15 protein-coding genes are annotated in these 24454 nt (G+C 72.4%); 6 read left to right on the top strand and 9 right to left on the bottom strand.

Going from position 1 to position 24454, the window contains the following annotated elements; translation table 11 throughout:
• Positions 1 to 69: 69 nt before the first annotated feature.
• Complete coding sequence (locus tag OHA11_RS46275) at positions 70 to 2865, top strand: AAA family ATPase (protein ID WP_323186801.1); 2796 nt, start codon at positions 70 to 72, stop codon at positions 2863 to 2865.
• A 117-nt stretch (positions 2866 to 2982) separates the two neighbouring features.
• Here the strand turns inward: OHA11_RS46275 and OHA11_RS46270 are convergent, their stop codons facing one another.
• The 8 genes from OHA11_RS46270 to OHA11_RS46235 form a co-directional block, all read right to left on the bottom strand.
• Entirely contained in the window at positions 2983 to 3840 is an 858-nt protein-coding gene (locus tag OHA11_RS46270) for a GNAT family N-acetyltransferase (protein ID WP_266508449.1), read from the bottom strand.
• Positions 3841 to 3966: 126 nt separating this feature from the next.
• Positions 3967 to 4803, bottom strand: a complete 837-nt coding sequence (locus OHA11_RS46265; RefSeq protein WP_266508448.1) for an alpha/beta fold hydrolase — start codon at positions 4801 to 4803, stop codon at positions 3967 to 3969.
• A 146-nt stretch (positions 4804 to 4949) separates the two neighbouring features.
• Positions 4950 to 5639 (bottom strand): alpha/beta fold hydrolase, encoded by a 690-nt coding sequence (locus tag OHA11_RS46260; protein WP_266508446.1) that lies wholly within the window; start codon positions 5637 to 5639, stop codon positions 4950 to 4952.
• 127 nt (positions 5640 to 5766) lie between these two features.
• Positions 5767 to 6672: an alpha/beta fold hydrolase gene (locus OHA11_RS46255; protein WP_266508445.1), complete on the bottom strand. Its 906-nt coding sequence runs from the start codon at positions 6670 to 6672 to the stop codon at positions 5767 to 5769.
• An 86-nt stretch (positions 6673 to 6758) separates the two neighbouring features.
• Positions 6759 to 7727, bottom strand: coding sequence for an RNA polymerase sigma factor (locus OHA11_RS46250; protein ID WP_266508444.1), 969 nt, complete (start codon positions 7725 to 7727; stop codon positions 6759 to 6761).
• Positions 7728 to 7791: 64 nt separating this feature from the next.
• Positions 7792 to 8802 (bottom strand): helix-turn-helix transcriptional regulator, encoded by a 1011-nt coding sequence (locus OHA11_RS46245; RefSeq protein ID WP_266508442.1) that lies wholly within the window; start codon positions 8800 to 8802, stop codon positions 7792 to 7794.
• 174 nt (positions 8803 to 8976) lie between these two features.
• Positions 8977 to 9768 carry an N-acetylmuramoyl-L-alanine amidase gene (locus tag OHA11_RS46240; RefSeq protein WP_266508441.1) on the bottom strand — a complete coding sequence of 264 codons (792 nt, stop codon included), beginning with the start codon at positions 9766 to 9768 and terminating at the stop codon, positions 8977 to 8979.
• Between the two features lie 92 nt (positions 9769 to 9860).
• Positions 9861 to 10226, bottom strand: coding sequence for a peptidoglycan-binding protein (locus OHA11_RS46235; protein WP_266508439.1), 366 nt, complete (start codon positions 10224 to 10226; stop codon positions 9861 to 9863).
• A 213-nt stretch (positions 10227 to 10439) separates the two neighbouring features.
• Here OHA11_RS46235 and OHA11_RS46230 point away from each other — a divergent pair, with 213 nt between their 5' ends.
• The 5 genes from OHA11_RS46230 (at position 10440) to OHA11_RS46210 (ending at position 23115) form a co-directional block, all read left to right on the top strand.
• Complete coding sequence (locus OHA11_RS46230; protein WP_266508438.1) at positions 10440 to 11294, top strand: DUF4132 domain-containing protein; 855 nt, start codon at positions 10440 to 10442, stop codon at positions 11292 to 11294.
• Positions 11291 to 16438, top strand: coding sequence for a hypothetical protein (locus tag OHA11_RS46225; protein WP_266508437.1), 5148 nt, complete (start codon positions 11291 to 11293; stop codon positions 16436 to 16438). Before OHA11_RS46230 ends, OHA11_RS46225 begins: the two co-directional genes overlap by 4 nt.
• 79 nt (positions 16439 to 16517) lie before the next feature.
• The gene (locus OHA11_RS46220; RefSeq protein ID WP_266508435.1) at positions 16518 to 17687 is read left to right on the top strand and encodes an AAA family ATPase; all 1170 of its coding nucleotides are present in this window, start codon (positions 16518 to 16520) and stop codon (positions 17685 to 17687) included.
• A gap of 5 nt (positions 17688 to 17692) precedes the next feature.
• Positions 17693 to 21334 carry a DUF5682 family protein gene (locus OHA11_RS46215; RefSeq protein ID WP_266508434.1) on the top strand — a complete coding sequence of 1214 codons (3642 nt, stop codon included), beginning with the start codon at positions 17693 to 17695 and terminating at the stop codon, positions 21332 to 21334.
• Entirely contained in the window at positions 21331 to 23115 is a 1785-nt protein-coding gene (locus OHA11_RS46210; RefSeq protein WP_266508433.1) for a hypothetical protein, read from the top strand. Before OHA11_RS46215 ends, OHA11_RS46210 begins: the two co-directional genes overlap by 4 nt.
• A 17-nt stretch (positions 23116 to 23132) precedes the next feature.
• Here the strand turns inward: OHA11_RS46210 and OHA11_RS46205 are convergent, their stop codons facing one another.
• On the bottom strand, positions 23133 to 24347 hold the full coding sequence (locus tag OHA11_RS46205; RefSeq protein ID WP_266508432.1) for a cysteine desulfurase-like protein: 1215 nt from the start codon (positions 24345 to 24347) through the stop codon (positions 23133 to 23135).
• Positions 24348 to 24454 lie beyond the last annotated feature (107 nt).

The raw sequence follows: 24454 nt of genomic DNA, 5'->3' as shown, positions 1-24454 counted from the left end.
GGCGTACATCACCGTCGCCGTCCGCGGGGTGCATGTGGTTGATCCTGACCGACCGCTTTGGGAGTTTTCATGGCATCAATGGGCCGTCTTGTCGGGCGATCAGCGGAACTGGAAATGTTCGACCGGATCTTCGGCACGGCCGTCGCGCGGGGTACCACGCTGATGCTCACCGGAGAGGCCGGGGTGGGCAAGAGCGCGCTGCTGGACGCCGCCGCCCTGCGCGCGTCCGAGGCCGGCTTCCGGGTTCTCTTCGTCACCGGCTCCCCATTCGAGAAGTGCGTCAGCTTTTCGGCACTGAACCAGATGGTGCAGCCGCTGTCCGACGAGATTCCCGCGCTGCCCGTACGGCAGGCGGAAACGCTCCAGGCGGTCCGAGGGCTGTCCGAAGGGCAGCCGACCGAACTGCTCACCGTCGCGGACGCCGTACATGTCCTGCTGTCCCGGGCAGCCGCCGACCGCGGCCCTCTTGCTCTGCTCATCGATGACGTCGCGTGGCTGGACCGGCCCAGCGCCGCGGTGCTGGGCACCGTCGCCCGCTACCTGCACACCGCCTCCCGCACCGCGCACACCGGCTCCATCGCCCTGCTGGCCGCGTCCCGGACCAGCGACGAGTCCTTCCTGAGCGGCACCGGGTTACCCGCGTACGAGGTTCAGCCCCTGGACGACGAATCGGCGAACACGTTGGTGGCCGAGCGGTACCCCGCCCTGACCGCCAGGGTCCGCCGACGGCTCGTCGCGGAGGCCCGGGGAAACCCCCTGGCGCTCCTTGAGCTGCCCGTCCCGCTCAATGACGCACAGCAGACGGAGCGAGGAACGCTACCGGCCGTGCTGCCGTTGACCGAGCGGCTCAAGAGGGTCTTCTCCACCCGGATCGGCGCGCTTGCGGACACCACACGGAAGCTGCTCCTGCTCGCCGTCCTGGACGGCTCGGGTGATCTGCACATCCTTCGGCAGGCCATGGGCGGCCCCGACGGCCTGGCCGGGCTGTGTTCCGCCGAGCGGGCCGGACTCGTGCACGTCGACACCGCCACGAGCCGCCTGGTGTTCCGGCACCCGCTCACCCGTTCCGCGGTCATGGAGCTGTCGACCAGCGCCGAGCGCCGGTGGGGACACCGGGCGCTCGCCGAGAAACTCCCGGAAGGCTCCGAGCACCGGGCCCGGCACCTCGCCGACGCCGCCGTGGGCCCCGACGACCAGGTGGCCGCGCTCCTGTACGAGGTGGCCTACAGCACCCTGCACCGCGGTGACGCCGTCGGCGCCGTCACCACCCTGCTGCGCGCCTCGGAGCTGAGCAGCACGGGGACGGCCAAGGGACGAAGGCTGGCGGAGGCGGCCTGCCTGGGCGCCAACATCACCGGCGATCTCCGTAACGTACGCGCTCTGCTGGACAATGCCGGCGACGCCGATCCGGGCGGCACCGATTCCCTCGCGGCCGCCACCGCCGCGGCCAGCCAACTCCTCAACGGTGAAGGCGACGTGGACACGGCCCACCGGCTGCTGGCCGGCGCCATCGACACCCATGTCAGGTCCGGGAAGACGGACGACAACATCCTGCGCGAAGCGCTCAACACGCTGCTCATGGTGTGCTTCTACAGCGGGCGGCCGCAGCTGTGGCACTCCTTCGACAGCGTCGTGCAGCACTGCCGGCCGCCCACCTCGACCCGCCGGCTGCCGGTGATCCTGGGTGCATTCGGCAATCCGGCGTACGGGGCGCTCTCCGTGCTCGACCGTCTCGACGAGCTCATCTCCGGCCTGCACGAGGAGTCCGACCCGGTACGCGTCTTCGGGACCGCCGTCTCGGCCTCCTACGTCGACCGACTGCCGGGCTGCCGCAGCGCGTTGCGGCGCGTCATCGACGACGGGCGGAACGGAGGAGCGGTCGCCCTGGCGATCCAGGCGCAGTTCCTGCTGGCGAACGACGCCTACGCCGGCGGGCAGTGGGACGACCTGCCGGAGATGACCGAAGAGGGCCTCGGGTGGTGCGCGACGTACGACTACCGCCTGCCGGCGTCGTCGGGCCACTTCCTTCAGGGGCTGCTGGCCGCCGCGCGGGGCGACAGCGCCACCGCACGCGAGGTCGCGGACCGCCTCGTCTCCTGGGGCAATCCCCGGGGACTGGGGACGCTCCGTGTCTACGCCTCTCATATCCGGGCCCTGTCGGCGCTCGGCAGTGCGGACTTCGACACCGCCTACCGGCTTCTGAGGGCCCTCGGCACGCCCGACGAGGTGCCGCCGTACATGCCTCATGCCCTCTGGCTGATGCTGGACTTCACCGAAGCCGCGGCCCGGTCGGACCACCATGGCGAAGCGTCCGCGCACATCGCGGCGGTCAGGAAGACCGACATCCCGTCCATCTCGCCGCGGCTGGCCATGGTCACCGATGCCGCCGAGGCGATGGCCCTCCCGGACTTCATCGACCATGACCTGTTCGAAGCGGCCATCGCCACGCCCGGCGCCGAGCGATGGCCGTTCGACTGGGCACGGATCTGCCTGGCGTACGGCGAAAGACTGCGCAGAGCCAAGGCAGGGGTCGACGCCCGGATGCACCTGGAGGCCGCGCTCAGTACGTTCGAACGCCTGGGAGCCGCGCCCTGGAGCGCGCGGGCGGCGAACGAACTGCGGGCGAGCGGGATCCTCACCAAGACCGTCGCACTCGGCACGGCCGCGCCCTCGCAACTGACTCCGCAGGAACGGCAGGTGGCGCAGCTGGCCGCCACGGGACTGACCAACAAACAGATCGCCGCGCAGCTCTTCCTGTCTCCCCGGACCGTGGCCGCTCATCTGCGGAGCGTGTTCCGGAAGGTGAACGTCACCTCGCGCGCCGGACTGCGCGACGCGCTGACCGCCACGTACGCGACCTCGTGAAGTCCGGCTTCCCTTCTCGGTCCTCTGCACTCGGTCTCCTGCTCTCAGTCCGCTTCTGCTCTCTCGCCTGTCGGTACCTGAGCCGGGCCTGTCCCGCGGTGCGGGGCAGGCCGCCCCTCAGTGCTCGTCGTGCGTGAGGTGCCAACTCCAGTTGCGGCGTTCGTAGACCGCCTCGAAGCCGAGCCGGAGCATGTTGTGCAGGGACGAGTTGCGGGTCCCGGGGGCCTCGGCGCCCGTCTCGGCGATGAGCACACGGCACCCCAACTCCTGTGCCACTCGGGCCCGGGCGGCCAGGAGGGCGGTCTGGCCGCCACGCTTGCGCGCGTGGGGCAGCACGGCGCCGGCGAACATCTGCGCCGTCTCGCCCTGGACGAACAGGGTGCCGGTTCCGACGATCTCCCCGTCCAGCCAGGCGGCGAAGGGATGCCATCCCGGCCGGGTCGCGGTCGCCGCGCCCATCTCCGCGTACTGCTCGACGGGCATGCCGTAGGCCCGCATCATGACCGTTCCCCACTCAGGGGCCTGGTCGGCCTCCAAAGGGGCGACGTGGATTCTGTCGGGGGTCATGTCCAGGGCGTCGGCACGGGCGACCGCCTCGTCGGTCGGGCAGGCGAGCTTCACCCACGACGATGACGATGTCGGGTCGATGCCTTCCTGTTCGCATATCTCCTGCCACTCCTCGGGCAGGAACGCGGGTGCGATCTGGAGGACGGCCTGCGAAGTCCCCTCAGCCCGGTAGAAGTCGCAGACTTCGCCGATCAACTCGGCGGTGACGGGTGCGGTGGCGCCGAAGCCGAGGGCCTTGCTCCAGAAGTGGGTCGTGTCGTTGCGCATCGAGAGCACCACTCCCCCACCGATCCGCGTGGCGCTCATTCCCAGTGTGGTGCGGACGGTGTCGGGAGTCTCCGTCTGGAACCGGAAGAGTGCTTCCGCCTCGGAACGCTCCGCGACGGACGGCTGAACGACGGTACTCATGAATCTGTTTCTCTTTCAGAGATGGAACGTCGGACATCGAGCCTCGGGAATCGAACTTCGGAAATCGAGGCGGACAGTCCGCCCGCGAAGGGGAGCGGGCGGACTGTCGCGGAGCAGTGACGGTGCTCAGCGCGTGCCGCGGTCGGCCTGCTTGACGAGCTTGGTGACCGCGTCCGGGTGGCTGATCATGACGGAGTGGGAGGCACCCTTGACCTCGACCGTGCCACGGGTGTGAGCGCGCTGGTACTCGAAGCGCTGCAGCGCCGGCGGAATGGCCTTGTCCGAGGTCGCGACCAGACCCCAGGAGGGAATGGTGTGCCAGGCGGCGGCCTGGGTGACATCGGTCAGCGACGATGCGCTGAACGGCCGCTGGGCCGCGTGCATGACGTTGGTGACCGGCACCGGAAGGTCTCCGGCGAACGCGCTGCGGAACTTGTCGGCCTTGAGGTAGAGGTCCGAACCGGTGGTGCCGTCCGGGTTCGGGAACGGCACGGGGTTGACCGCGTCGGGGATCTCGCTGCCCGGGAACTTGCCGAGGAGTTCGCCGACCTGCTCACCCTTGTCGGGCACGAACGCCGCGACGTAGACCAGGGCCTTGACGTTGGGGTTGTCGGCCGCGGCGTTGGTGATCACCGCGCCGCCGTAGGAATGGCCGGCCAGGATGATCGGCCCCTTGACGGACTTGAGGACGCTGGCCAGGTACGGCGCGTCGGTCGGCAGTCCACGCAGCGGGTTGGCGGGGGCGACGACCGGATAGCCGTCCTTCTGAAGCTGCTTGATCACGTCGTTCCAGCTCGCCGACGCGTCGGCGAAGCCGCCGTGCACGAGGACCACCGTCGGCTTGGCGGAGTCCGTCCGGGGGGACGTCGGCGTCGCCGACGCCGACGTTGCCAGCAGGACGGCCGCTACGACGCCCGCGGTGCCGGCGGCAACTATTCCGTGACGTACAACCTTCTTGCGCATTTTTCTTGGCTCTCTACTTTTCTGATGGCACGAAATCCGGTCGGGATTCGTGAGAGCTCACGCTTGTGGCGGCCCGCGTGACGCGGTCGCCGCCTACTCCTGGTGGGCGGCAACGCCTGGTGGGCAGCTGGGCCCGGGGTGGGCAACTACGCCTGGTGGGCGGCGGCCTGCTTGATCAGCTCCGCCACGGCCTCCGGCTGGGAGACGTAGATGGCGTGGCTTCCGGCGACCTCGCTGACGGTGGCTCCGGTGCGCTCGGCCATCGCGCGCTGGGCCGGCGGCGGGATCATGCGGTCGTCGGTCGCGACGAGGTACCAGCTCGGCTTGGCACGCCAGGCGGCCTCGGTGACCGTTCCTTCGAGCGCGCCCACACCCCAGGGAACCTGCAAGTCAGCCATGAACTGGGCGTCCTCGGGGGCCACATCACCGGCGAACGACGCGGCGAACTTCTCGCGGTCCAGGAAGAGGAAGCCGTCCTGGGGCGGCAGGATCGGCGGAACGGGCGCGCCGGGAACCGGGTTGGCGATCAGGGTGCTGACGGACTCGTCCTTGTCCGGTGCGAAGGCCGCGATGTAGGCGAGCGCGGCCACGCCCTCGTGCCGGCCGGCCTCGGTGATCACAGCCCCTCCGTAGGAGTGGCCGACGAGCACGGCCGGCCCGTCCTGGGCGTCGAGGACCTGATGAGTGACCGCCACGTCGCCTTCGAGGGAGTGGGTCGGGTTCTGCACGACGCTGACGTTGAAGCCGTCGCGGGTCAGGAGGCGGTACACCGACTGCCATCCGGAGCCGTCGACGAACCCTCCATGGACGAGAACGATGTTCTTCACGGCACTCATGTGATTGCTCCTTGTGTGTCAGAGCCCTTCCGGGCAGGTACAAGGCCCTTCCGGGCAGATACAAGCTAGGTCGCGCCGTCCGTGCGGGCTTCGACCAAATGACCTAGTTGTGTTGCAGGGACGACGGTCAGCCGCGTGATCCCGCCGTGGCCGTCACGAAGCGCGTCACTCCCTGCGAGAAGGCTTCCGGCTCCTCGATGTGACCGAAGTGCCCGCTGTTCTCCAGGATCAGCAGCTGCGAACCGGGGATCAGGCTGTGCAGTTCCTCGGCCCACCGCACCCCGCAGATGACGTCGTGACGGCCGACGACGACGAGGGTCGGCACGGTGAGTGAGCCGAGGTCCGCGCGGTCGTCGATGATGTGCGGCAAGAGGTTCTCTTCCAGCCCGGAGATGTGTGCGGCCCGCACCGAGGCACGCATGGGAGCGAACTCCTCTTCGCGGCCCCAGTAGTCGGCGAAGTACGCGGGGAGCAGTCCCCTGGCGACGGCGGTCATCTGTGCGTCGTCGGAGATGGTGGGGATGGCCTGGAAAGCCGCCAGGACCTCGGGGAGTTCGGAGTGGTCGGAGTGCCGCTCGGCGAACGCCTGCACGAGCCGCATGGCCTCGGCCCCGTGCTCGGGGCCGGTCAGCGGTGCGCTCTCGTAGAGGATCACTCCGGCGACCCGGTCGGGGCGGTGCAGGGCGTGGTACTGGACGACGAATCCGCCGTGCGAGTGCCCCAGCAGGTGCACCTCGGGTACGCCGAGGTGCTCGATCAGTGCGTCGAGGAACCGGCTGTAGCGGGGCCGGGTGTAGCCGTGGGGGTGGGAGGGCAGGTGGCCGGAGCCGCCGGTGCCGATCGGCTCCGGGTAGACGACCGTCAGGTGCCGCTCCAGCGCGGGCATGCGCAGGTACTCCCAGAAGATGCCCGGGCCGCCGGAATGCGCGACGCACACCGGTCCCGTGCCGTGGACGTGATAGCGCTGCACGATTCCGTCGATCTCGACGGTGTGCGTTCCGGCGGCCAGGGGTTCGGTCGCGGAGGTGGTCATGGGGTACTCCGTATCCAGCAGGTGTCGATGACACCGGCAGGACGCCGGAGATCGGGCGAAGTTCGATCCGGGTTGCGTGATGCCCGTCACATCAGGGTGAGTGACTGGAGGGCCTGTACCGGCCTGGGGTGCACGAGACGCAGCCGGTGCGGACGGCCGGCGTCGTCCAGGGTCATCAGCCAGGCCACCGAGGGCGGGCAGTGGTCGGGGTCGTCGGCCGGGGCGAGAAGGTCCATCTCCCAGACGACGAGGGACCGGCCGGCCACGGCATGGGCCAGGCGCTGACGCACTCCGGCCTCCAGATCGCCGTCCATGCCGCGCAGGAGGAGGCCCCGGTCGCCCACCGGTTCGTTGCCCCTGACCAGGGCGATCTCGGGCGACCAGCGCTCCGTCATCAGCGCGCCGAAGCGTCCGCCCTCGGCGGCGGCCAGGGTCTCGTGTGCCTCGACACGGCTGGCGCGGACGCGCTGCGCGGTGTCGCCGTGCGGGGCGTCCGCTGTGGCGGCGAGGGCGGTCGCGAGCTTGGCCCGTCCCTGGTTGAGCCGACTGCGGACCGTGCCGACCGGGACGCCGCAGGCTTCGGCTATCCGCTCGTAGGACGTGACGCCGGTGCTGAAGTGCCGCAGCACCAGGGGCAGTCGCAGTGCGGGGGAAAGCTCTTCGATGGCCTCCCAGATCCAGTCCCGCATCGCGTGGTGCTCCAGCCGCCGCTCCGGAGCGGAGTCCGTGGACGGGATGTCCAGATCGTCGAGCGGCCGGAAGTGAACCGAACCCCGTAACAGGGAACGGCAGGCGTTGCGCACGATCATCCGCAGCCATGCGCCCACGGCCGCCGGGTCGCGGACGTCGCCCATGCTGCGGAGCGCGGTCACCGCCGCGTCCTGGAGCACGTCGTCGACGTCGGGACCCGGTCCCAGGATGCTCAGTGCCACGGCGCGCATACCCGCACGGTGTCGTTCCAGCAGCAGGCCCAGGGCAGCGACGTCGCCCGCCTGCGCGGCACGCGTGAGCACCGCGTCCTCCAGGCGTGCGGTTTCGCCCGCGTTCCGGTTCATGGGGTGTTCCTCTTCCAGCGTCTCCCGTCGTGCCAGTGACCGTACTGTGCGCGGCCCGGTGACGTCACGGCGCGGCCTCAGGAACCTGGCGGGCCTGATCGGGGAGACGGAGGAGTGCCGCTCCGAGGGGGGTGAGGGTGTGCAGGACGGTGTTCGCGTGGCGGTGGCTGGCGATGAGTCCCGAGTCGCGCAGCACCGTGGTGTGGTGGCTGGCGTTGGCGGGTGACACCGAGACCGCGCGGGCGATCTCCGCGTTGGTCGCGCCGTACGTCACCGCGAGCAGTACCGCGGCGCGGGTGCGTCCGAGCAGCGCCGGCAACGACGCCTCGGCCGACCGGAGTTGAGGCTCGGGGGCGACCGGTGCCAGCGGGTACAGCAGGACGGGAGGCAGGCTGGGGTCGGCGAAGGAGACCGGCTTCTGCCAGCAGAAGTACGAGGGGATCAGGAGCAGCCCGCGGCCGCACAGGTGCAGGTCACGATCGACACCGCCCACGTATTCGACCTCGAGGACGGGGGCTCTCCAGCGCATGGCGGGCCCCAGTCCCCCGTGCAGTCCTTCCGCTCCGCCGAGCAGCAGATCGCGACCTCGGTGGGCGCACTCGGCGTCGACGCGGGACTGCATGTGGTCGCTGTAGGGAGCGATGGCGGCGTTGTGGTACTTGCGCAGCGTCTCGACCAGTTGCGCGCGGACGTCGTGGTCGGCCAGGCGGTACATGTCCGCCGGCACCTTCCGCACCTGGGCCAGCAGTCCGATCTCGTGCCGGACCCGGGCGGCCGGCGTGTCGAGGATCGCGTCGAGTCCGCTCCGCAGTCCCTGCACTGCCTCGGCCGGGGTGAGGAAGTCGGGGAAGTACGTCGCGCGGGGGAACAGCGGACACAGCAACGTGCGTACGGCGGAGCCCAGTTGCCGCGTGGCGATGGCGGCGCGGGCGTCGCGGTACCAGGCGGCATGGGCCCAGCGTCCGATCCGGGACTGTAAGCGGTGCAGGCTGGCCGCGATCTCCCACAAGGGGTCGGGGCGGCCGGCGAGCCGGGTTCGTGCGAGATCCTCCGCCGTGAAATGGATACGCAGCACGGTCCCCCCATGCGTGATTCTTTGCGTGGTTCCTGGCGTGGCTCCTGGCTTGATTCCTGGCGTTGCTTCCTGCCCGATGCGGCAGACGATGCCGCGCCGCCCCCGTGAAGACAATGACCGGAACGGCTCATCCTCGGGGGTACGCGGCGGAGTCCGGCCGGTACGCCCGAGCCGTCATCCCTGGATCAGGGCGGCCACCTCCGCGCGTATGGCGGGCAGGTCGGCGAAGACCGTGCCCGGGCAGTCGGTGGCCGCCCAGTGGAGGTGACCGCCGAGGGCGGGCGCGGCACGGCTGACTCCGCTCACCGGGTTGCGGTAGAGCACCTTCCCCAATGGCCTGATCGCGTGGCGCTCGGCGAGGTCGGCCAGGAGCAGGACGAGTGCGCCGCGTACGGCGGTCGACGGGGGCGTGGTGGTCAGTGTGCCCAGCAGGGCGATTCCGATGTTTCCGCTGTTGTATCCCTGGACGTGCGCACCGGTGACGAGCCGTCCCGCCGCGTCGTGTGCGGCCGTGCCGTCGGTACCGGACCAACGCCCCTCGTACACCAGGCCGTTCCTGCAGATCAGGAAGTTGTAGCCGATGTCTCCGTAGCCCTTGCCGACCGTGTCGTTGCGGTAGATCGCGCGCACCACCGCGGCCGGGTCCGGATCGGTGCTCCTGTCGTCGGTGTGGTGCACGGTGAGGGTCTGGACCGGGTAGTACTCCGGCGGCCAGATCTCCGTACCTCCGGCGGCGTACCGCAGGGTCTCGTCCGCACCCCAGTCCCCGCGCGACAGCAAGGTGTACGAGGCGGAAGCGGCAGCCGCCGCCGAGGGCGGGCGGGGTACGACAGCCAGCGCGGCGGCGACTCCGAGGGCACCCAGGAACACGCGTCGCGGGACTGGGGACGTGGTGTGGGCCGGGCTCCGGGAGCCTGCGGAGTCCGAGTCCGAGTACGAGGTCGAGGTCGAGGTCGAGTCCGTCATCGCGTGTTTCCTCCTGTGGGGTGTCCGGGCCGGTCGAAGCTGCCCGCCCCTCCGGTGTGGAAGCGGGCAGCCGGTGGAACGGAGGATTGCCCCTACAGGGCGCAGGCGGGCTTGGGGGTGTAGAGGCGGGACCAGGTGCTGGAGCCGACGATGCCGTCGGCACCGCCCGTGGTGCCGTTGCAGGTCTGCACCCAGTAGACGCCCTGCGCGGTGGCCGGGCCGTAGTCTCCGTCCTCCTCGAGCCAGTCGGAGTACTTGCTGTAGTAGTTGATGAGGCACTGCACCTGGCGGACCGCGTTGCCCTTGTCGTTGGGGCGGACCGTGGGCCGCGCGGAGTCGGCGATGTAGTTGCAGTTGGTCTCGGCGACCGCGGCGCTCGCGGAGGGCGCGCCCGCGAGGGTCCCCGCGAGCGCCAGTACGGCGGTGCCGCACAGGAGGGCCGAGCGGTGGGTGCGCATGATGTCTCTCCCGATATGTGTGGTTGTGGTGATGAGAGCAAGAGTGCGCGGGAACGCGGCCACCGGTCCACGAGATTCGACCAGGCCGAAAGAAGGCTGGTCAAGCGCGCCGAGCCGGGCTTGACGCACAACCGCCCTGCCGGGCGGGGGGCGTTGTCAGTGGCCTGTTCTAGAGTTCCGGTCACTTGATCACAGCGGTGCGGGGAGGCACATATGGGGTGGGTCACGGCCGGCGATTACGAGGTCGGCCTCGACGGCGGAAAGGTGGTGTGCCGCAACACCGCGGGGCGGCGGTTGAAGTCCGTACCGGCCAAACTCGCGGACGATCCCGCGGTCCTGGGGCTGCGTCAGCTCGCCGAGTGGCTGGAGCGGCACGAGCGCCAGTGCCTCACCGATGTCGAGAAGTGGATGGTGCGCTCGCTTCCGGTGCCGCTCGCCGTCATCGCCCGGGTGTGGCCGGATCCCGCCTGGCAGAGCGCGCTGCGCGATCTCGTCGTCACCGGTCCGGACGGCGAAGTGGCCGGATTCCTCCGTGACGTTGACCTCGACCGCGGACTCGGCCTGGTCGACCTGGACGGAGACAGTGTGCGCATCGCCCCCGAGCTCGTCCGCCTCCCGCATCCCGTCCTTCTCGACGACCTGGAGGAGCTGCGGGAGTTCGCCGTCGAACTCGGCGTCGAACAGCGGGCCCAGCAGCTTTTCCGCGAAGTGTGGCGGCACCCGGCGGGCCTCGACGCCGAGAGCACCAGCGTGGAGGAGTACGCGGGCGGCGCGTTCAAGCAACTGCGCTTCCTGCACGGCAGGACCACCCAGCTCGGCTACCGCGTGCGCGGCGGCAACGCCGTCTGCTCCGTGCGGGAGGACGCCCGCGGCGTCGAGGCCCGGGTCTGGATCGGCGACTACGACGGCTACGAGGAGACCGAGACCGGCCCCCTCATGTGGACCGACGGCTCCGGCCGGGTGCTGAAGCTCGGTCAAGTGGGGCCCGTGGCCTGGTCGGAGGGCCTGCGCATGGCCGCCGCACTGTTCGCCGGGCGTGACATCGAGGACGAGGAGCAGGCGGCATGACCACGTACGCACCAGCCACCGCAGACACACACCCCACCACGGCCGCGCTGCTAGAAGCCGGCGCCGTCCTGCCCGTGGGCACCACCACCGGCGAGGACGCCGACACCCTCACCGTACGGACCTACACGCATCCCGCGCTGGACGGCCGGCTCGCCGTCCGTCTCGTGCCGGGCACCCTCGGCGAGGCCGAGGACCTCGCCCTGGAGTTCCTCGGTCTGGTCCGCGAACCGGAGACCCCCGAGGTCGGACAGGTACGCCGCGAGACCCTGGGCTTCCCCGCCTGGGCGCTGGTCAACGACCCGGCCAACGGCCACCACGCACTGGCCCTGGTCAAGGACGTCGAGCGGCTCGCACGCCAGGCCAAGTCCCGCCCCGGCACTGCCAAGGAGGGCTTCGAGGCGCTGGGCGAGCGGCTCGGCCGGGCCGTGCCGCACTTCCTGCCCACCTTCTACGAGCAGGCCGCCCGGATCTTCCTCCAGCACGAGAACACGACGTACGCCGCCGCCTTCTTCGGCAAGGCCCGCGAGGCCGAGCGGGTGCACGCGCTCACCGTCGACGAGGATCGGCAGCGTGCCGTGTTCCTGGAGTTCGCCTTCGCCGGGGCGCTGACGGTCAAGGCGCTCAAGGAGCATGTGAAGGACCTGGCGCACCGGCTCGATCCCGCCACGGCGTGGGCGCAGTTCCGGCAGTTGTGCGTGGAGCGTTGCGCGGCCGGCATGCCGCCGTACGCGTCACTGCCGCAGGACGCCCGCGGCCTGATCAAGGCCGCCGGACTGCCCCGGGTCACCGAGGAATGCTCGCTCGTGGCCGACCTGGTCGCCTCGCCCGCCGCGGTGCGGGCGCCCGCCTCCTTCTGGACCGCCTTCCGGGCCACGCTCCCGGTCCTCGCCGAGCGGCAACCGGCCGTACGGGCACGGCTGTTGGAGATCATGCCGATCGGCCTCGGGCGCAAGCCCGAGGACGACGAGTTCTGGCTGACGCTGCTCGCGGAGAGCGGCGCCGATCGCCTTCTCACGGGCGAGGACGGCCAGGTCTCCGAGAACGACAAGGACGGCCAGGCCGCTCCCGAGACGGAAGACGTCGGCGCAGCGGGCGACATCGATGCGGCGAGCGGTGCTGGTACGGCAGGCGGTGCTGGTGCGGCGGGCGGCGTCGACGCGGCAGGCGGCGCAGACGCGGCGGACTGGCTGAGCCGCTGGGCCGCCCATCGCAAGCACGGCGGCACGGTCTGCGGGCGCTCCCCGCTCACCCTCCGGCTCGTCGAACGGATGGCGCCGCGGCTGCGTGCCGACGGCCGTACCGTGGACCTCTTCACGGGCCGCTGGCACGCGGGTGCCGACCTCGACCTGCTGGACCTGTGCGTGGCCCAGGGCGTTCCCCTCGCGATGCCCGACGCGGACGAAGAGGTCCATCTGGCCCTCGACCGCTGGCTTCGCGACGATCAGCCCGGTGGGCGCGACCTGACCGCCACCGCCGCGGATTCGCGTTTCCGGCCCCTGCTGCACCGGGCCATCGGCGCGCTGGGCAACGACCGGATACTCCCGGAACTGCTCAAGAGCCTCGCCGCCCATCCCGTGCTGGGCGACGTGCTGCGCGAGTGGCTGGACGACGCGGCCGAGACGTTCGACGCGTCGACAGGCCTGCCCGGCGCCCGCGCGGCGATCGACCGCCTGCGCCCCTTCCGTCCGGTCGCCGCTCAGGTCAGCCCGAAGGCGGTCGCACGCGTCGCGGCGCACGAGATCGCGCCGCTGCTCGGCCGCACCCTGCGGGCCGGTATCCCCGACGAACTGGGCTGGCCCGCCCTCGAGGAGGCACTGCGGCTCCTCGACGCCGAGACCCGGCGCGACCGCGACGACACCCTGCGCCTGACCGAGGCCTGGCCCGCGCTGATCCTCTCCCGCGGACACAAGGCCGTCGTCGTCGGCCCGGACAAGGTGCTCCTCGACCACGACCTGCGCCTGCCCGTCGAGCTGGAACGCTGGCAGCATCCGCAGTTCCGCTACACCGACGGCGAACTGCTCGTGATGTGGCGGCAGGAGAGCAAGCAGTTCGGGTACTGGTCGGCCCGGCCGTCCGAGGTGTTCACCCTTGGCGGCGAGCAACTGCCCCACTGGTACGGCAGCGACGCCGGTGCCCCCTCCATCCCGCTGTCCGGCGGCGGCCGTGCCACCGGCGGACGGACCCTGCACGCAGGCGACACCGTCCTGCCCGCCGGCCGGCCCGTCATCGGTGACGGCACGACGTGCTGGCGCCAGGGCAGGCAGGGGCGGCAGCAGGTCTGGCTGGAGTACGACCCGGCCACCGGTGCGCACGGACGTGCGTCCCTGCCCGCTTTCCTGCGGTCCGGCATCCGCGAGGACGCCGCCCTCCTGCAGCACCACTGCGAGGTTCTGCCGCTGCAACCCGGCCTGGAACACAGCCCCTTCGGCACCGACGGCACGGTGCTCGGCCGCTGGGTGCGTACGGAGGGCGAGGGGGCCGAGGCCCGGACGACCACCGGCTCGCCGGACGGCCGGACCGTCACCCTGCGGGCGGCCGGCAACCGTTCGGCCGCGATTCCCCTCGGTGCGCTCCGGCTGCCCGGAGGCGCCGAGCCCGTCGCCGCGTACCTCCACCGGCAGGTCGCACTGTTCGCCGCCGACGACACCTCGGCCGGCGGCGAGCTCGGCCGGCTGGTACCCGGTCAGCAGGGCGGGGAGTTCGCCGCCGGCACCCGGCTCGTGCCGCCGGTCGCGTTCTGGCACGCGCTGCGCCCTCGTGACGAGCGGGCGTCCGCCGTGCTGCGCGCGCTGACGGACGAGACCGCGGCCCATGTGCTCGAGGCCTCCGCCCAGGCGCTGGCCGAACGTGAGGCTCAGCTCGTCAAGGCCGGTGACGCCGCCAGGACGACCGTCGACGGCAAGCCCGTCGTCCCGGCCGCGGACGACTTCATCCGGCGTGCCGTGTCGACGGCCCTGCCCGACCTCGCCGACGAACGGCTGCTCATCGGTGTGTCCGCGCTGGTCCATGCGGCGCTTCGCCTCACCGGGACGGCCGCCGCGTTCGTGAAGCCGCCGGTCGAGCGGCCGCGGTCCGATCGACGGCGGAGCGAAGGCATGTTCGCCGAATACCGTCCCGTGCACGGCGACGACCGCACCCTGCGCTCGGCCACCGATGGCATCGCCGATCTGTGGGGATGGTGGGGAGGCGACCACCAGTGGAGCGCGCTGCGCCAGATCCGGGCCGTGAACCACGTCCTGTCCGGACGGCCCGCCGACGGCAAGCCCCTGCCCGATCTCGCGCGGACGGGCGCACTCGGTGACGGCTGGCGGAGCGAGGAGCACACGATCCCCGGCATCGGCCTGGTGTGGCCGTCGCTCCTGGCTGTGCTGCGACCGCTGGCCTACCGGGCCGCTACGCCGACCGTGACCGACGCCGAGCGGGAAGCGCTGCTCCTGCTGCTCGAAGCGGTCGCCGAAGGGCCGCTCGCCGCACCCGGACACGGGCTGCGCGAGATCCTGTTGAGCGAGCCGCACGACAAGCAGCAGCGCGCCGGTCAGGTGCTCCGGCGGGAGGGCCGGACCGTGGTCCTCCTCGGCTGCCAGAGCATCGACGCCCAGCGCGACCGGGTCAGTTGGGTCGCCCTCGACCACGATCCCTCCGGCGCGTTCGGCGCTGTCGCCCACTTCGTGCTGAAGGAGGAGACCGCGGTGCCGTCGGCGTTCCCCGCCGACGATCTCGCCGCCGTCGCCCGGCTGATCCGGGACAAGGGTGCCGCTCCCTGGCGACCGGAGGCGCCCGCCGCGTTCGCCGCCGCGACCCGCGACGGCCTGGGCCCCGTCCAGGCCACCGTGCTCCTCGCCGCGCGTCCGCGGCAGCCCGGCGCCGACGTGCTCGCCACGATCGGCCTCAAGCCCCGGCAGCTGGATCTGGGCAACGGCCGTCTGTCGTCGCTCGACCGGGAGGACCGGTCCGCGCTCATGAGCGCCCTGCTGCCCGAGGACCCCGCGGACCTGTGGACGACCGGGCCGGACACGGCCACCGCGGGCCGGGTGTGGGCCGAGTGCCTCGGCTCCGTCGTCCGCCTGCCCGAGGACCTCGCGGTCGATCTCGCAGGTCTGCCCGCCGACTCGGCCGAGGCCGTGCTCAACCCGGGGCGCACCCCGTGGATCAGCCGCACCACGGTGCAGCGGCCGGACAAGGACGGCAATCTCATCCCGGCGGACCCCGCGGCACTGCCCGGACGGCACGACCTGAGCAGTGCCGTCGCCGCCCTGGCCGCACTCGCCTACGCCCTGCCGTACGGGCACCCGCTGCGCGCGTCCCTGCCCGAGGGTCTCGCCGCTCTGCGGCGCCGCCTCACCGACCCCGGGCTGCTGCTCGACCTGGACGTGGAGTGGACGGACAAGGGCGGCTCGACGGCGGCCGAACTGCGCAAGACGTACGGGCTTCCCGCCACCGGAGGTGCCGACGCACACGGTCTGACGCCGGTCGGGGAGGCTCTCGTGCTGCGCCCCTGGTACGCCGAGCAGGAGGCGGTCCTGATCCGCCCCGCCGCTCTCACCGGTCCGGACGACGCGGTCCTCGGGCTCCTGGCGGGCCGGGTGGGCCCGGAACTCGACGGCGGCCTCCAGGCCCTGCGCACGATCCTCGACGACGAACTCGCCCATGCCCTCACCGTCGGCCTCGATGCCGAGGGACCCGTCGGGCACGCCCAGGATCCCACCGTCGTCGCGCCCGCACTGGTCGCCGAGGTGGCCGCGGCACACGATCTGGGCGAGGACGCCGCGGCGCTCTACCTCCAGTTGCTGGCCCTGCCCGATCCGACGGACCGCAACTGCGCCCGCTGGACCGGCTGGAAGCCCGCCCGGCTGAAGAAGGCCCGCACCGAACTGGCCGCGACGGACCTGGTCGTCGAGGCGAAGCGACCGCGTGCCGGTCGCACCCTCTTCCTGCCCTGCGGTTGGCGCGACCTCAAGTCCCCCGCCCTGCCGGTGGAGACCTGGAAGGAGGGCCTCTACCCGGTACGCGACCGCTCCCGTGCCCTGCCGCTCCTCCCGGTGGCCGACCTGTTCGCCCGCGCCTGGCGCCGTGTCCAGGACGGCGACGCGCCCGCCTACGAACAGCTCACCACCCGAGCCACCCGGAAGGGCCGCCGCCGATGACCGCCGCCGACGGCCCTCGCCCGAGCCCACCGGACGAACCCCCGATGACGACCTCCCGAACCGACCGGACGGACCGCCGATGACCACCACCCTGGCCCCCGACACGGCCCGCCAGATCACCCCGCCGGAGGACCGGCACGCCGCCGAGCTGGCCTTCCTCGCCGCCTACGACGACGGTCCGCGCCCACCGGCGTGGCGGCTCACGCCCCGGGCCGTCGTCACGTTCGTCATGGGCAGCGACGGCCGGGCCCTGCGGCTGCCCGACGACGCCCCGGCGTCCGGGGGTGTGCCGCGGCGCCTCGTCGTCGAGGGCAAGTTCGTCGGCGACCGTGCCCTGGTGGAGCGGTGTGTCGTCACCCTCGCCGGTGAGCGCGGACTGCTGCTCGTCGGCGAGCCCGGCACCGCCAAGTCCATGCTGTCCGAGCTGCTGTCCGCTGCTGTCTGCGGCACCAGCGGCCTGGTGGTCCAGGGCACCGCGGGCACGACGGAGGACCAGCTGAAGTACGGCTGGAACTACGCCCTGTTGCTGGCCCAGGGACCCAGTCGGCAGGCCCTCGTGCCCTCGCCCGTCCTGACCGCCATGACCCGGGGCGCCGTCGCACGGGTGGAGGAGGTCACCCGCTGTCTGCCCGAAGTGCAGGACGCGCTGGTGTCGTTGCTCTCCGAGCGGCGCATCGCCGTACCCGAACTGGCGGGCACCGAGGACTCCTTGGCCCACGCGGCGCCCGGCTTCAGTCTCATCGCGACCGCCAACCTGCGCGACAAGGGGGTCTCCGAGATGTCGGCCGCGCTCAAGCGCCGCTTCAACTTCGAGACCGTCGGCCCCATCGCGGACCTCGACGCCGAGACCGCGCTCATACGCAGTCAGGCACGTGCCTCGGTCGAGCGGGCCGGAGCGCCCTTCCGGGTCGACGATGCCGTGCTGGAGGCTCTCATCACGGCCTTCCGGGACCTGCGGGAGGGCCGGTCCGCGGAGGGCTGGGAGGTCGAGCGGCCCTCCACGGTGATGAGTACCGCGGAGGCCGTGTCCGTCGCGGGCGCGCTGGGGCTCGCCGCCGCCTACTTCCCGGGCGACCGTGACGTCCTCGGTCTGCTGCCGGGTCACCTCCTCGGCGTGGTTCGCAAGGACGACCCCGCCGACGCGGCACGGCTCCGCGGCTACTGGGACGGCCCCGTCAGGCGCCGCGCCGAACAGGGCTCCGCCACCTGGCGCACCCTGTGGGACCTGCGCACCGTCCTGGAGGACTGACCACCGTGTCCTTCTCCCCCGACGAAGCCGTCGCGGCCCTCACCGACCCGGCGGCGCCCTACCTCATCGGCGTACGGCATCACGCGCCCTCGCTGGCCGCGGCCGTGCCGGCGCTGCTGGACGAGGCCAAGCCGGACGTGCTGCTCGTCGAACTCCCCGACGAGATGCAGGAATGGCTGCCCTGGCTCGGCCATGAGGAGACGCGGGCCCCGGTCGCCCTCGCCGCCGCTCCCCGCGACGGGGGCGCCGGTCGGGGTCCGGCCTTCTATCCGTTCGCCGACTTCTCGCCCGAACTCGCCGCCGTGCGCTGGGCCGCGCGGCACGATGTGCCGGTCGTCGCGTGCGACCTGCCGCTCGCCGACCGGGCCTGGAGCACCGGACGGCGGCAGACGTCCGCAGGCCCGGACGACGGTACGAACCGGGCCCCGGCCCCGCAGCCGCCCAACCGTCTCGCCTCCGCCCTGCGGGCCCGGCTCACGGGCCGTACCGGCGACGACCTCTGGGACCGCCTCGTCGAGGCCACCGCCCCCGGCTCGCCGCCCGAAGCGCTGCGGCGCGCCGCCCTCCTGACGGGCTGGGCGCTGCGCGAGGACGCGGCCGGCTCGGGAGGCGTGCCCGAAGTGGACCTGCGACGTGAGGAGTGGATGCGCGCCCGGCTGGCCGCCGCCACCGCGAACGGCGAACGCGCCGCCGTGGTCGTCGGCGCCTTCCACGCCCCGGCGTTGACGTCACCGGCCGGTCGGACGGACGCCCAACTGCCTGTCCTCGACGGCACCGACACCGACGCCCCCGCATGGACGACGTCGCTCATCCCCTACACATACGCGCTACTCGACGAGCGGTCCGGCTACCCGGCGGGCATCCGGGACCCGGAATGGCAGCACCTAGTCCTGCACGCGGCGGGCGACCCGGCCGCGCTGGAGGAGGCCCTGACACGCGCCGCGGTCAAGATCTGCGCCGAACTGCGCGCTCTCGGCCACCCGTCGGGCCCCGCCGACGCCCAGGAGATCACCCGTCTGGCGGGAGACCTCGCCCGGCTGCGCGGGCTGCCCGCGGCCGGCCGGGGCGAGCTGATCGAAGCCGTGCAGACGGTACTCACGCAGGGCGAGCCGTACGGGCGCGGACGAGCCGTCGCACAGGCGATGGAACGGGTGCTCGTGGGAACACGCGGCGGCCGCCCGGCACCCGGAGCGCCCCGCAGCGGACTCGCTCCGGCGGTCGAGGCGGAGCTGGCAGCACTGGGGCTGCCCGGGCCGGACAGCCGCGGCACCGACACGCAGCGGGACCTGCGCCTGGACCCGCTGCGTTCCGACCTGGACCGCCGCCGTGAACTCCTGCTGCACCGCCTGGCCGTGTGCGGCGTGCCGTACGGAGAACCCAAGGAGGTCGTCGGCGCCGGCGGCACCGAGGCGCTGACCTCTCGCTGGGAGGTGCGCTGGACGCCCGCCACGGCGGCCATGCTGAGCGCGGCCGGTGTCCGAGGAGTCACCCCCGCGCAGGCCACCGAGGGGCTGCTGCGTGAGCACCGGCGCGCGGAGCGCGACGAGGGCGGGCCCACGGCCGCGCAGACCCTGCACGGCCTTCGGCAGGCGGCGGAGTGCGGCCTGCCCGCCCTCACGGACGAACGCCTCGCCGACCTCGGCGACGTGCTGCCGCGGTCCGCCACACTCCCGGAACTCCTCGCCGGTCTGGCCTTGTTGGACCGACTGCGCGCGGGTCACATCGCGGGCGTCGGCGCCGACGAGGAACGTACGGCCGCGATGGCCGCCCTGGCCGAGCCGCTGACCGCCGCGGCGGTGCGGCAGGTGGACGGACTCATGGGTTCCGAGGACCGGGACGACGCGCACGCGCTGCTCGAACTCGCCCATCGTGCGGACCACTTGGGCGGCATACGGCTCACCGACGCGCTCGCCCGGCTGGCGGCCGACGGCTCCCCGTTGATGCGCGGCGCCGCCGGAGCCGTACGCGTTCTCCTCGGTCACGAGGAGCCCGGTGTGCTGGGCGATCGCATCGCCTCGTGGGTCGACTCGGCCGGCACGCCCGAGGCCCGGTCGGCCCTGACCGACCGGCTCATCGGAGTACTGACCGCCGCGGGTCCACTCCTGGAGGCGGCGGCTCCGGCGCTGGAGCCGCTGTTCAACCGCGTGGCCGAGATGCCCGACCGGCAGTTCCTCGACCGGCTTCCCGCACTGCGGGGAGGCTTCGACACCCTCAGTCCGGCGGCACGCGACCGACTCCTCGACACCGTCGAGGAGCGCCTCGCCACGTCGCGTCTCACCGACACCGGCGACGTCGACCCCGTCGCACTCGCCACCTGGACCCGCGCGGACCTAGCAGCGCGCGCCGCCCTGCGCACGCTCGGGCTGCTGCCTCCGCCACCAGAGGGCGACCTCGCCCCGATGCCCGAAACCCCTGAAGCGCACGATGCCCGCAACACCCTCAGCGGCCTCGGAGCCGAAGCCACCGACGCCACCCAAACCACCCAAGCCACCCAAGCCACCGACGGAATTGCCGAGCAGGTGCCCGAAGATCACATCCTCGCGCCCGCCGACCGCTGGCGGCTCACGCTCGGCCGCCGTACGGATCAACTGCCGCGCTCGGCCTCGGCGTTGGCGACCGCAATCGACGAGCTGTACGGGAGCGGACGCGGCGAAGGCAGCAGGGGCGACTTGACCGGACCTGGCCGGGGCGGCGGGGGCGGCCGGGAGGCTCCGTACCCCGGAGTGCGCGAGTGGTCCGAGGCACTGGCCGCTCTCTTCGGACCGGGCATCCGCGAAGAGGTGCTGGCGGCGGCAGCCGCGTCGGGCCGCAAGGACGTTCTCGACGAGCTCAGTCCGGACAGCGTGCGGCCCTCCGTCGACCTGCTGCGTACCGTGCTCCAGCATGCGGGAGGACTGCCCGAGGCACGGTTGGCCGTGCTGCGCCCCCTCGTTCGCCGCCTGGTCGACGCGCTGACCCGGCAACTGGCCACGCGCCTGCGCCCCGCGTTGCACGGCACGACCCTGCCGCGCCCCAGCCGACGGCCGGGCGGCGGCCTCGATCTGCCGCGCACGCTGCGCGCCAACCTCGCCACCGCGCGCCGCGCCCCGGACGGCACCGTCCAGATCATCCCGGAGCACCCCGTCTTCCGTTCGCGCGCCAAACGCGCCGCCGACTGGCGGCTGATCCTGGTCACGGACGTGTCGGGGTCCATGGAGGCCTCCACGGTCTGGGCAGCCCTCACGGCTTCCGTCCTGGCCGGAGTGCCGACCCTGTCCACGCATTTCCTGGCCTTCTCCACCAAGGTCATCGATCTCACCGACCATGTCGACGACCCGTTGTCGTTGCTGCTGGAGGTCAGTGTGGGCGGTGGCACCCACATCGCCGCCGGGCTGCGCCACGCCCGCGAGCTCGTCACCGTGCCGTCCCGCACCCTCATCGTGGTCGTGAGCGACTTCGAGGAGGGTTACCCCCTCGGCGGTCTGCTCGCCGAGGTCCGCACCCTGGTCGGGGCGGGCTGCCACGTCCTCGGGTGCGCGAGCCTGGACGACTCCGGCCGCCCCCGGTACTCGACCGGCGTGGCCGGACAGCTCGTCGCCGCGGGCATGCCCGTCGCCGCCCTCAGTCCGCTCGAACTCGCCCGCTGGGTAGGGGAGAAAGTCTCATGAGCCTCGATCTCCCTCCGGTCGCCCCGTCCGTGACCGCCGAACTCGTCGAAGGGCTCACTCCCCGGCTCCGCAAGCGGCTCGACGCCGGCGTCACCAAGCTGGCGGGGCGCCCGTCCGTCCGTGACGGCGACACCGTACGGATCGCCGTCGACGACGACACCCACCTCGAACTGCACGCCCCTGGCGGCACGGTGACCAGCGCGGACGCGATCCGCTGCGGCTGCCTGCTCGCACCGGACTGCCTGCACCGTGCGGCAGCGGCCTCGGCCGCGCCGATCGCCGACCCCAGCTCCGAGGCCGCGTCCGGATCCGAGGCCGACCCCGGCTCCAACCCCGACCTCGCCCCCGGCTCCGGCTCCGGCTCCGGCTCCGAATCGGCACCGGACACCGTCCCCGCCGAGACCGCCGCCCCCGACCAGCGCGCCGCCGCGCAAGCCACGTACGACGCCGCAGCCGCCGTACTCGAAGCAGGCACGGACGGGGCCGGTGCCGTGCTGCAGGCGGAGTTGCTGCGCGCAGCGCACACCGCGCGGATCTGCGGGCTGCCCAGGATCGCCGCCTCAGCGGTCTCCGTGGTGACCCAACTGCGCGCTGCCCGCGGCGCCGATCCGGCGTACCGCCTCACCGATCTCACCGCCGCGCTCCTCGACGTCCTCGGGACCGCCCACCGCCTTCCGGGATCCACCGGCCCCGAACTCGCCGCCCTGCGTGGCACCGCGCGGCAGCCGTACACCCCGGACGGGTCCCTGCGGCTGTACGGGCTCTTCGCCGAGCCCGTTCTGACGGCGACCGGATACGCGGGAGCGGTCACCTGGACAGCCGACGCCGAGGGCCGCCTCCACACGGTCTCGGATGTCGCTCCGGGAGGTTCCGGCCGAGCGGTGGGCGCGGCCGACCGAGCAGTACACATCGGGGACACGGCTCTCACTCACCGTGAACTGTCGCGGGCCGGGCTCGCCGTGTCCGGTGCGACCGTCTCCCCCACCGGCCGACTGGGTGCGGGCGCGGGCGTACGGGCCGTACGCGCGTCCGGCGCCGCTTGGCGCGAGGACCCGCTCGACCGCCTGTGGGCGCCGCCCGCCGCCGAACAGGTGTCGCGCGCCCTGACCGGCGGGGACGGCCTGTTGTTCCTCGACGTGACGCTCACCGGCACGGTCCGCGAGGCCGCCGGCGACTGTCTGCTCGCCGACTGCGACGGCCTGACGCTCCGTCTGACGGCCGCCCACGACCACCCCGCGCTGCCCTACCGCGACAACCTCCGTCTCCTCGCGGCCGCCCCGGGCACCCGGCTCCGTGTCATCGCCCGCCTCGACCCGTCTCCCCTGCCCCGGGCGCTGCTCCTCGCCGCGGACCACCCCAGTGATGCCGGGGTCCATCTCGACCTGGGCCTCGACCGCCTCCAGCACGCGGACCTGCCCGCCCCCGCGTTGCCGGCCGCCGGGTCCCCGCCCGCCGCGGACGAGGCGCCACTGCATCTCCTGCGCCGCCGGGTCCACCAGGCGGCCTCGGCGGGCCGTCGCGTCCTCGCCTTCCCCGGCGACAGCGCCGCCGACAGCCGGCGTCTGGGCCGCTCCGGCCTCGCCTGCGCCGGTGACCTCCTCGACGAACTCCATTCGGCCGCCGCGGACCGGTCCCGTGACGTCTTCGGCCGGCTGGTCCCCGCCGACATCAACCGGTTCGCCCGCGCCTGGCTCGCGGCGGCCCACTACACCGAGGAGGTCGACCGCGCGCTGTGCGCCGCGGCGTGGGGCGGGGATCCGGCGTTGCCGCCTTCCCCCTGAACGAGTCGATGGTTCCCTCAGAGCATCAGGAACTCGGACAGGCCTTCCAGGAGCCGTTCCATGTCCTCCGTGTTGTTGTAGGGGGCCAGGCCGATCCGGAGGCCCCCGGTGTCGCCGAGGCCGAGTCGACGGGAGGCCTCGATCGCGTAGAAGGACCCTGACGGCGCGTGGACGCCACGCTCCGCGAGGAACCGGTAGGCCTCCACCGACACCGCCGACGGGCGACCCCCGAACGTGAGCAGCAGAGTGGGGGTGCGGTCGACCGCCCTGGAGTGGACCTGGACACCTCGGAGCGAGGACAGCCCCTTGTCGAGCTGTGTGCGCAGGGCCTGTTCGTGTGCTTCGAGTGCCGTGAATGCCGTGGCAAGGCGCTGTCGCCGCGTTCCTGTGGCACCCGTGTCGAGGCCGGCGAGAAAATCGACCGCCGCTTCCGTGCCCGCGAGGAACTCGTAGGGCAGTGTGCCCAGTTCGAAGCGCTCCGGGACGGCGTCGGTGGAGGGCAGGAGCTTGTCCGGCTGCAACGTTTCCAGCAACTCCGGCCGGGCGGCGAGGACTCCGTGGTGGGGGCCGAGGAACTTGTACGGGGAACAGACGAAGAAGTCCGCGCCGAGCCGCTCCAGGTCGACCAGCGTGTGGGCGGTGTAGTGGACGCCGTCGACGTAGGTGAGCGCTCCGGCATCGCGCGCCAGACCGGAGATCTCGGCGATCGGGGGCCGTGTTCCGATCAGGTTGGAGGCGGCGGTCACGGCGACCAGCCGGGTGCGCGGGGACAGAACGGCACGGACGTCGTCGGTGGTCAGTTCTCCGGTGGCGGGATCGAAGTCGGCCCAGCGCACGGTGGCACCGGCCTGGGCGGCGGCTTGAACCCATGGGCGGATGTTGGCGTCATGGTCGAGACGGGTGACGACCACCTCGTCCCCGGGCGACCATGTCTTGGCGAGAGCGCGGGAGAAATCGTAGGTGAGCTGGGTGGCGCTGCGGCCGAAGACGATCCCTGTCGGGTGTGCTCCCAACAGGTCGGCGAGGGCCTGACGGGCCTTGATGACGATGCTCGCGGCGTTCCGCTCCCCCGGTGTCCCTTGCCCCCGGTTCGACAGAGGCTGCGCCAACGCGTCGGCGATGGCCCGGATGACGGGCTGCGGGGTCTGGGTGCCACCGGGGCCGTCGAAATGCGCGGTTCCGGCGCTCAGCGCCGGGAACTGGGAGCGGAGGGCGGCGATGTCATACGTCACGAGAGCTCCTGTGGGTGCCGTGCCGGGGCAGTTCCTGGACGAGGGTACGCACCTCGTCCAGGGCTGCCCTCACAGAGATGAGGCCCTCCTGAGCTGATCAGCCGCTG

The sequence above is a fragment of the Streptomyces sp. NBC_00878 genome (assembly GCF_026341515.1).
Taxonomy (GTDB): Bacteria; Actinomycetota; Actinomycetes; order Streptomycetales; family Streptomycetaceae; genus Streptomyces.
The sequence above is the reverse complement of the archived record's forward strand: the minus strand, read 5'-3'. Positions and strand labels throughout refer to the sequence as shown.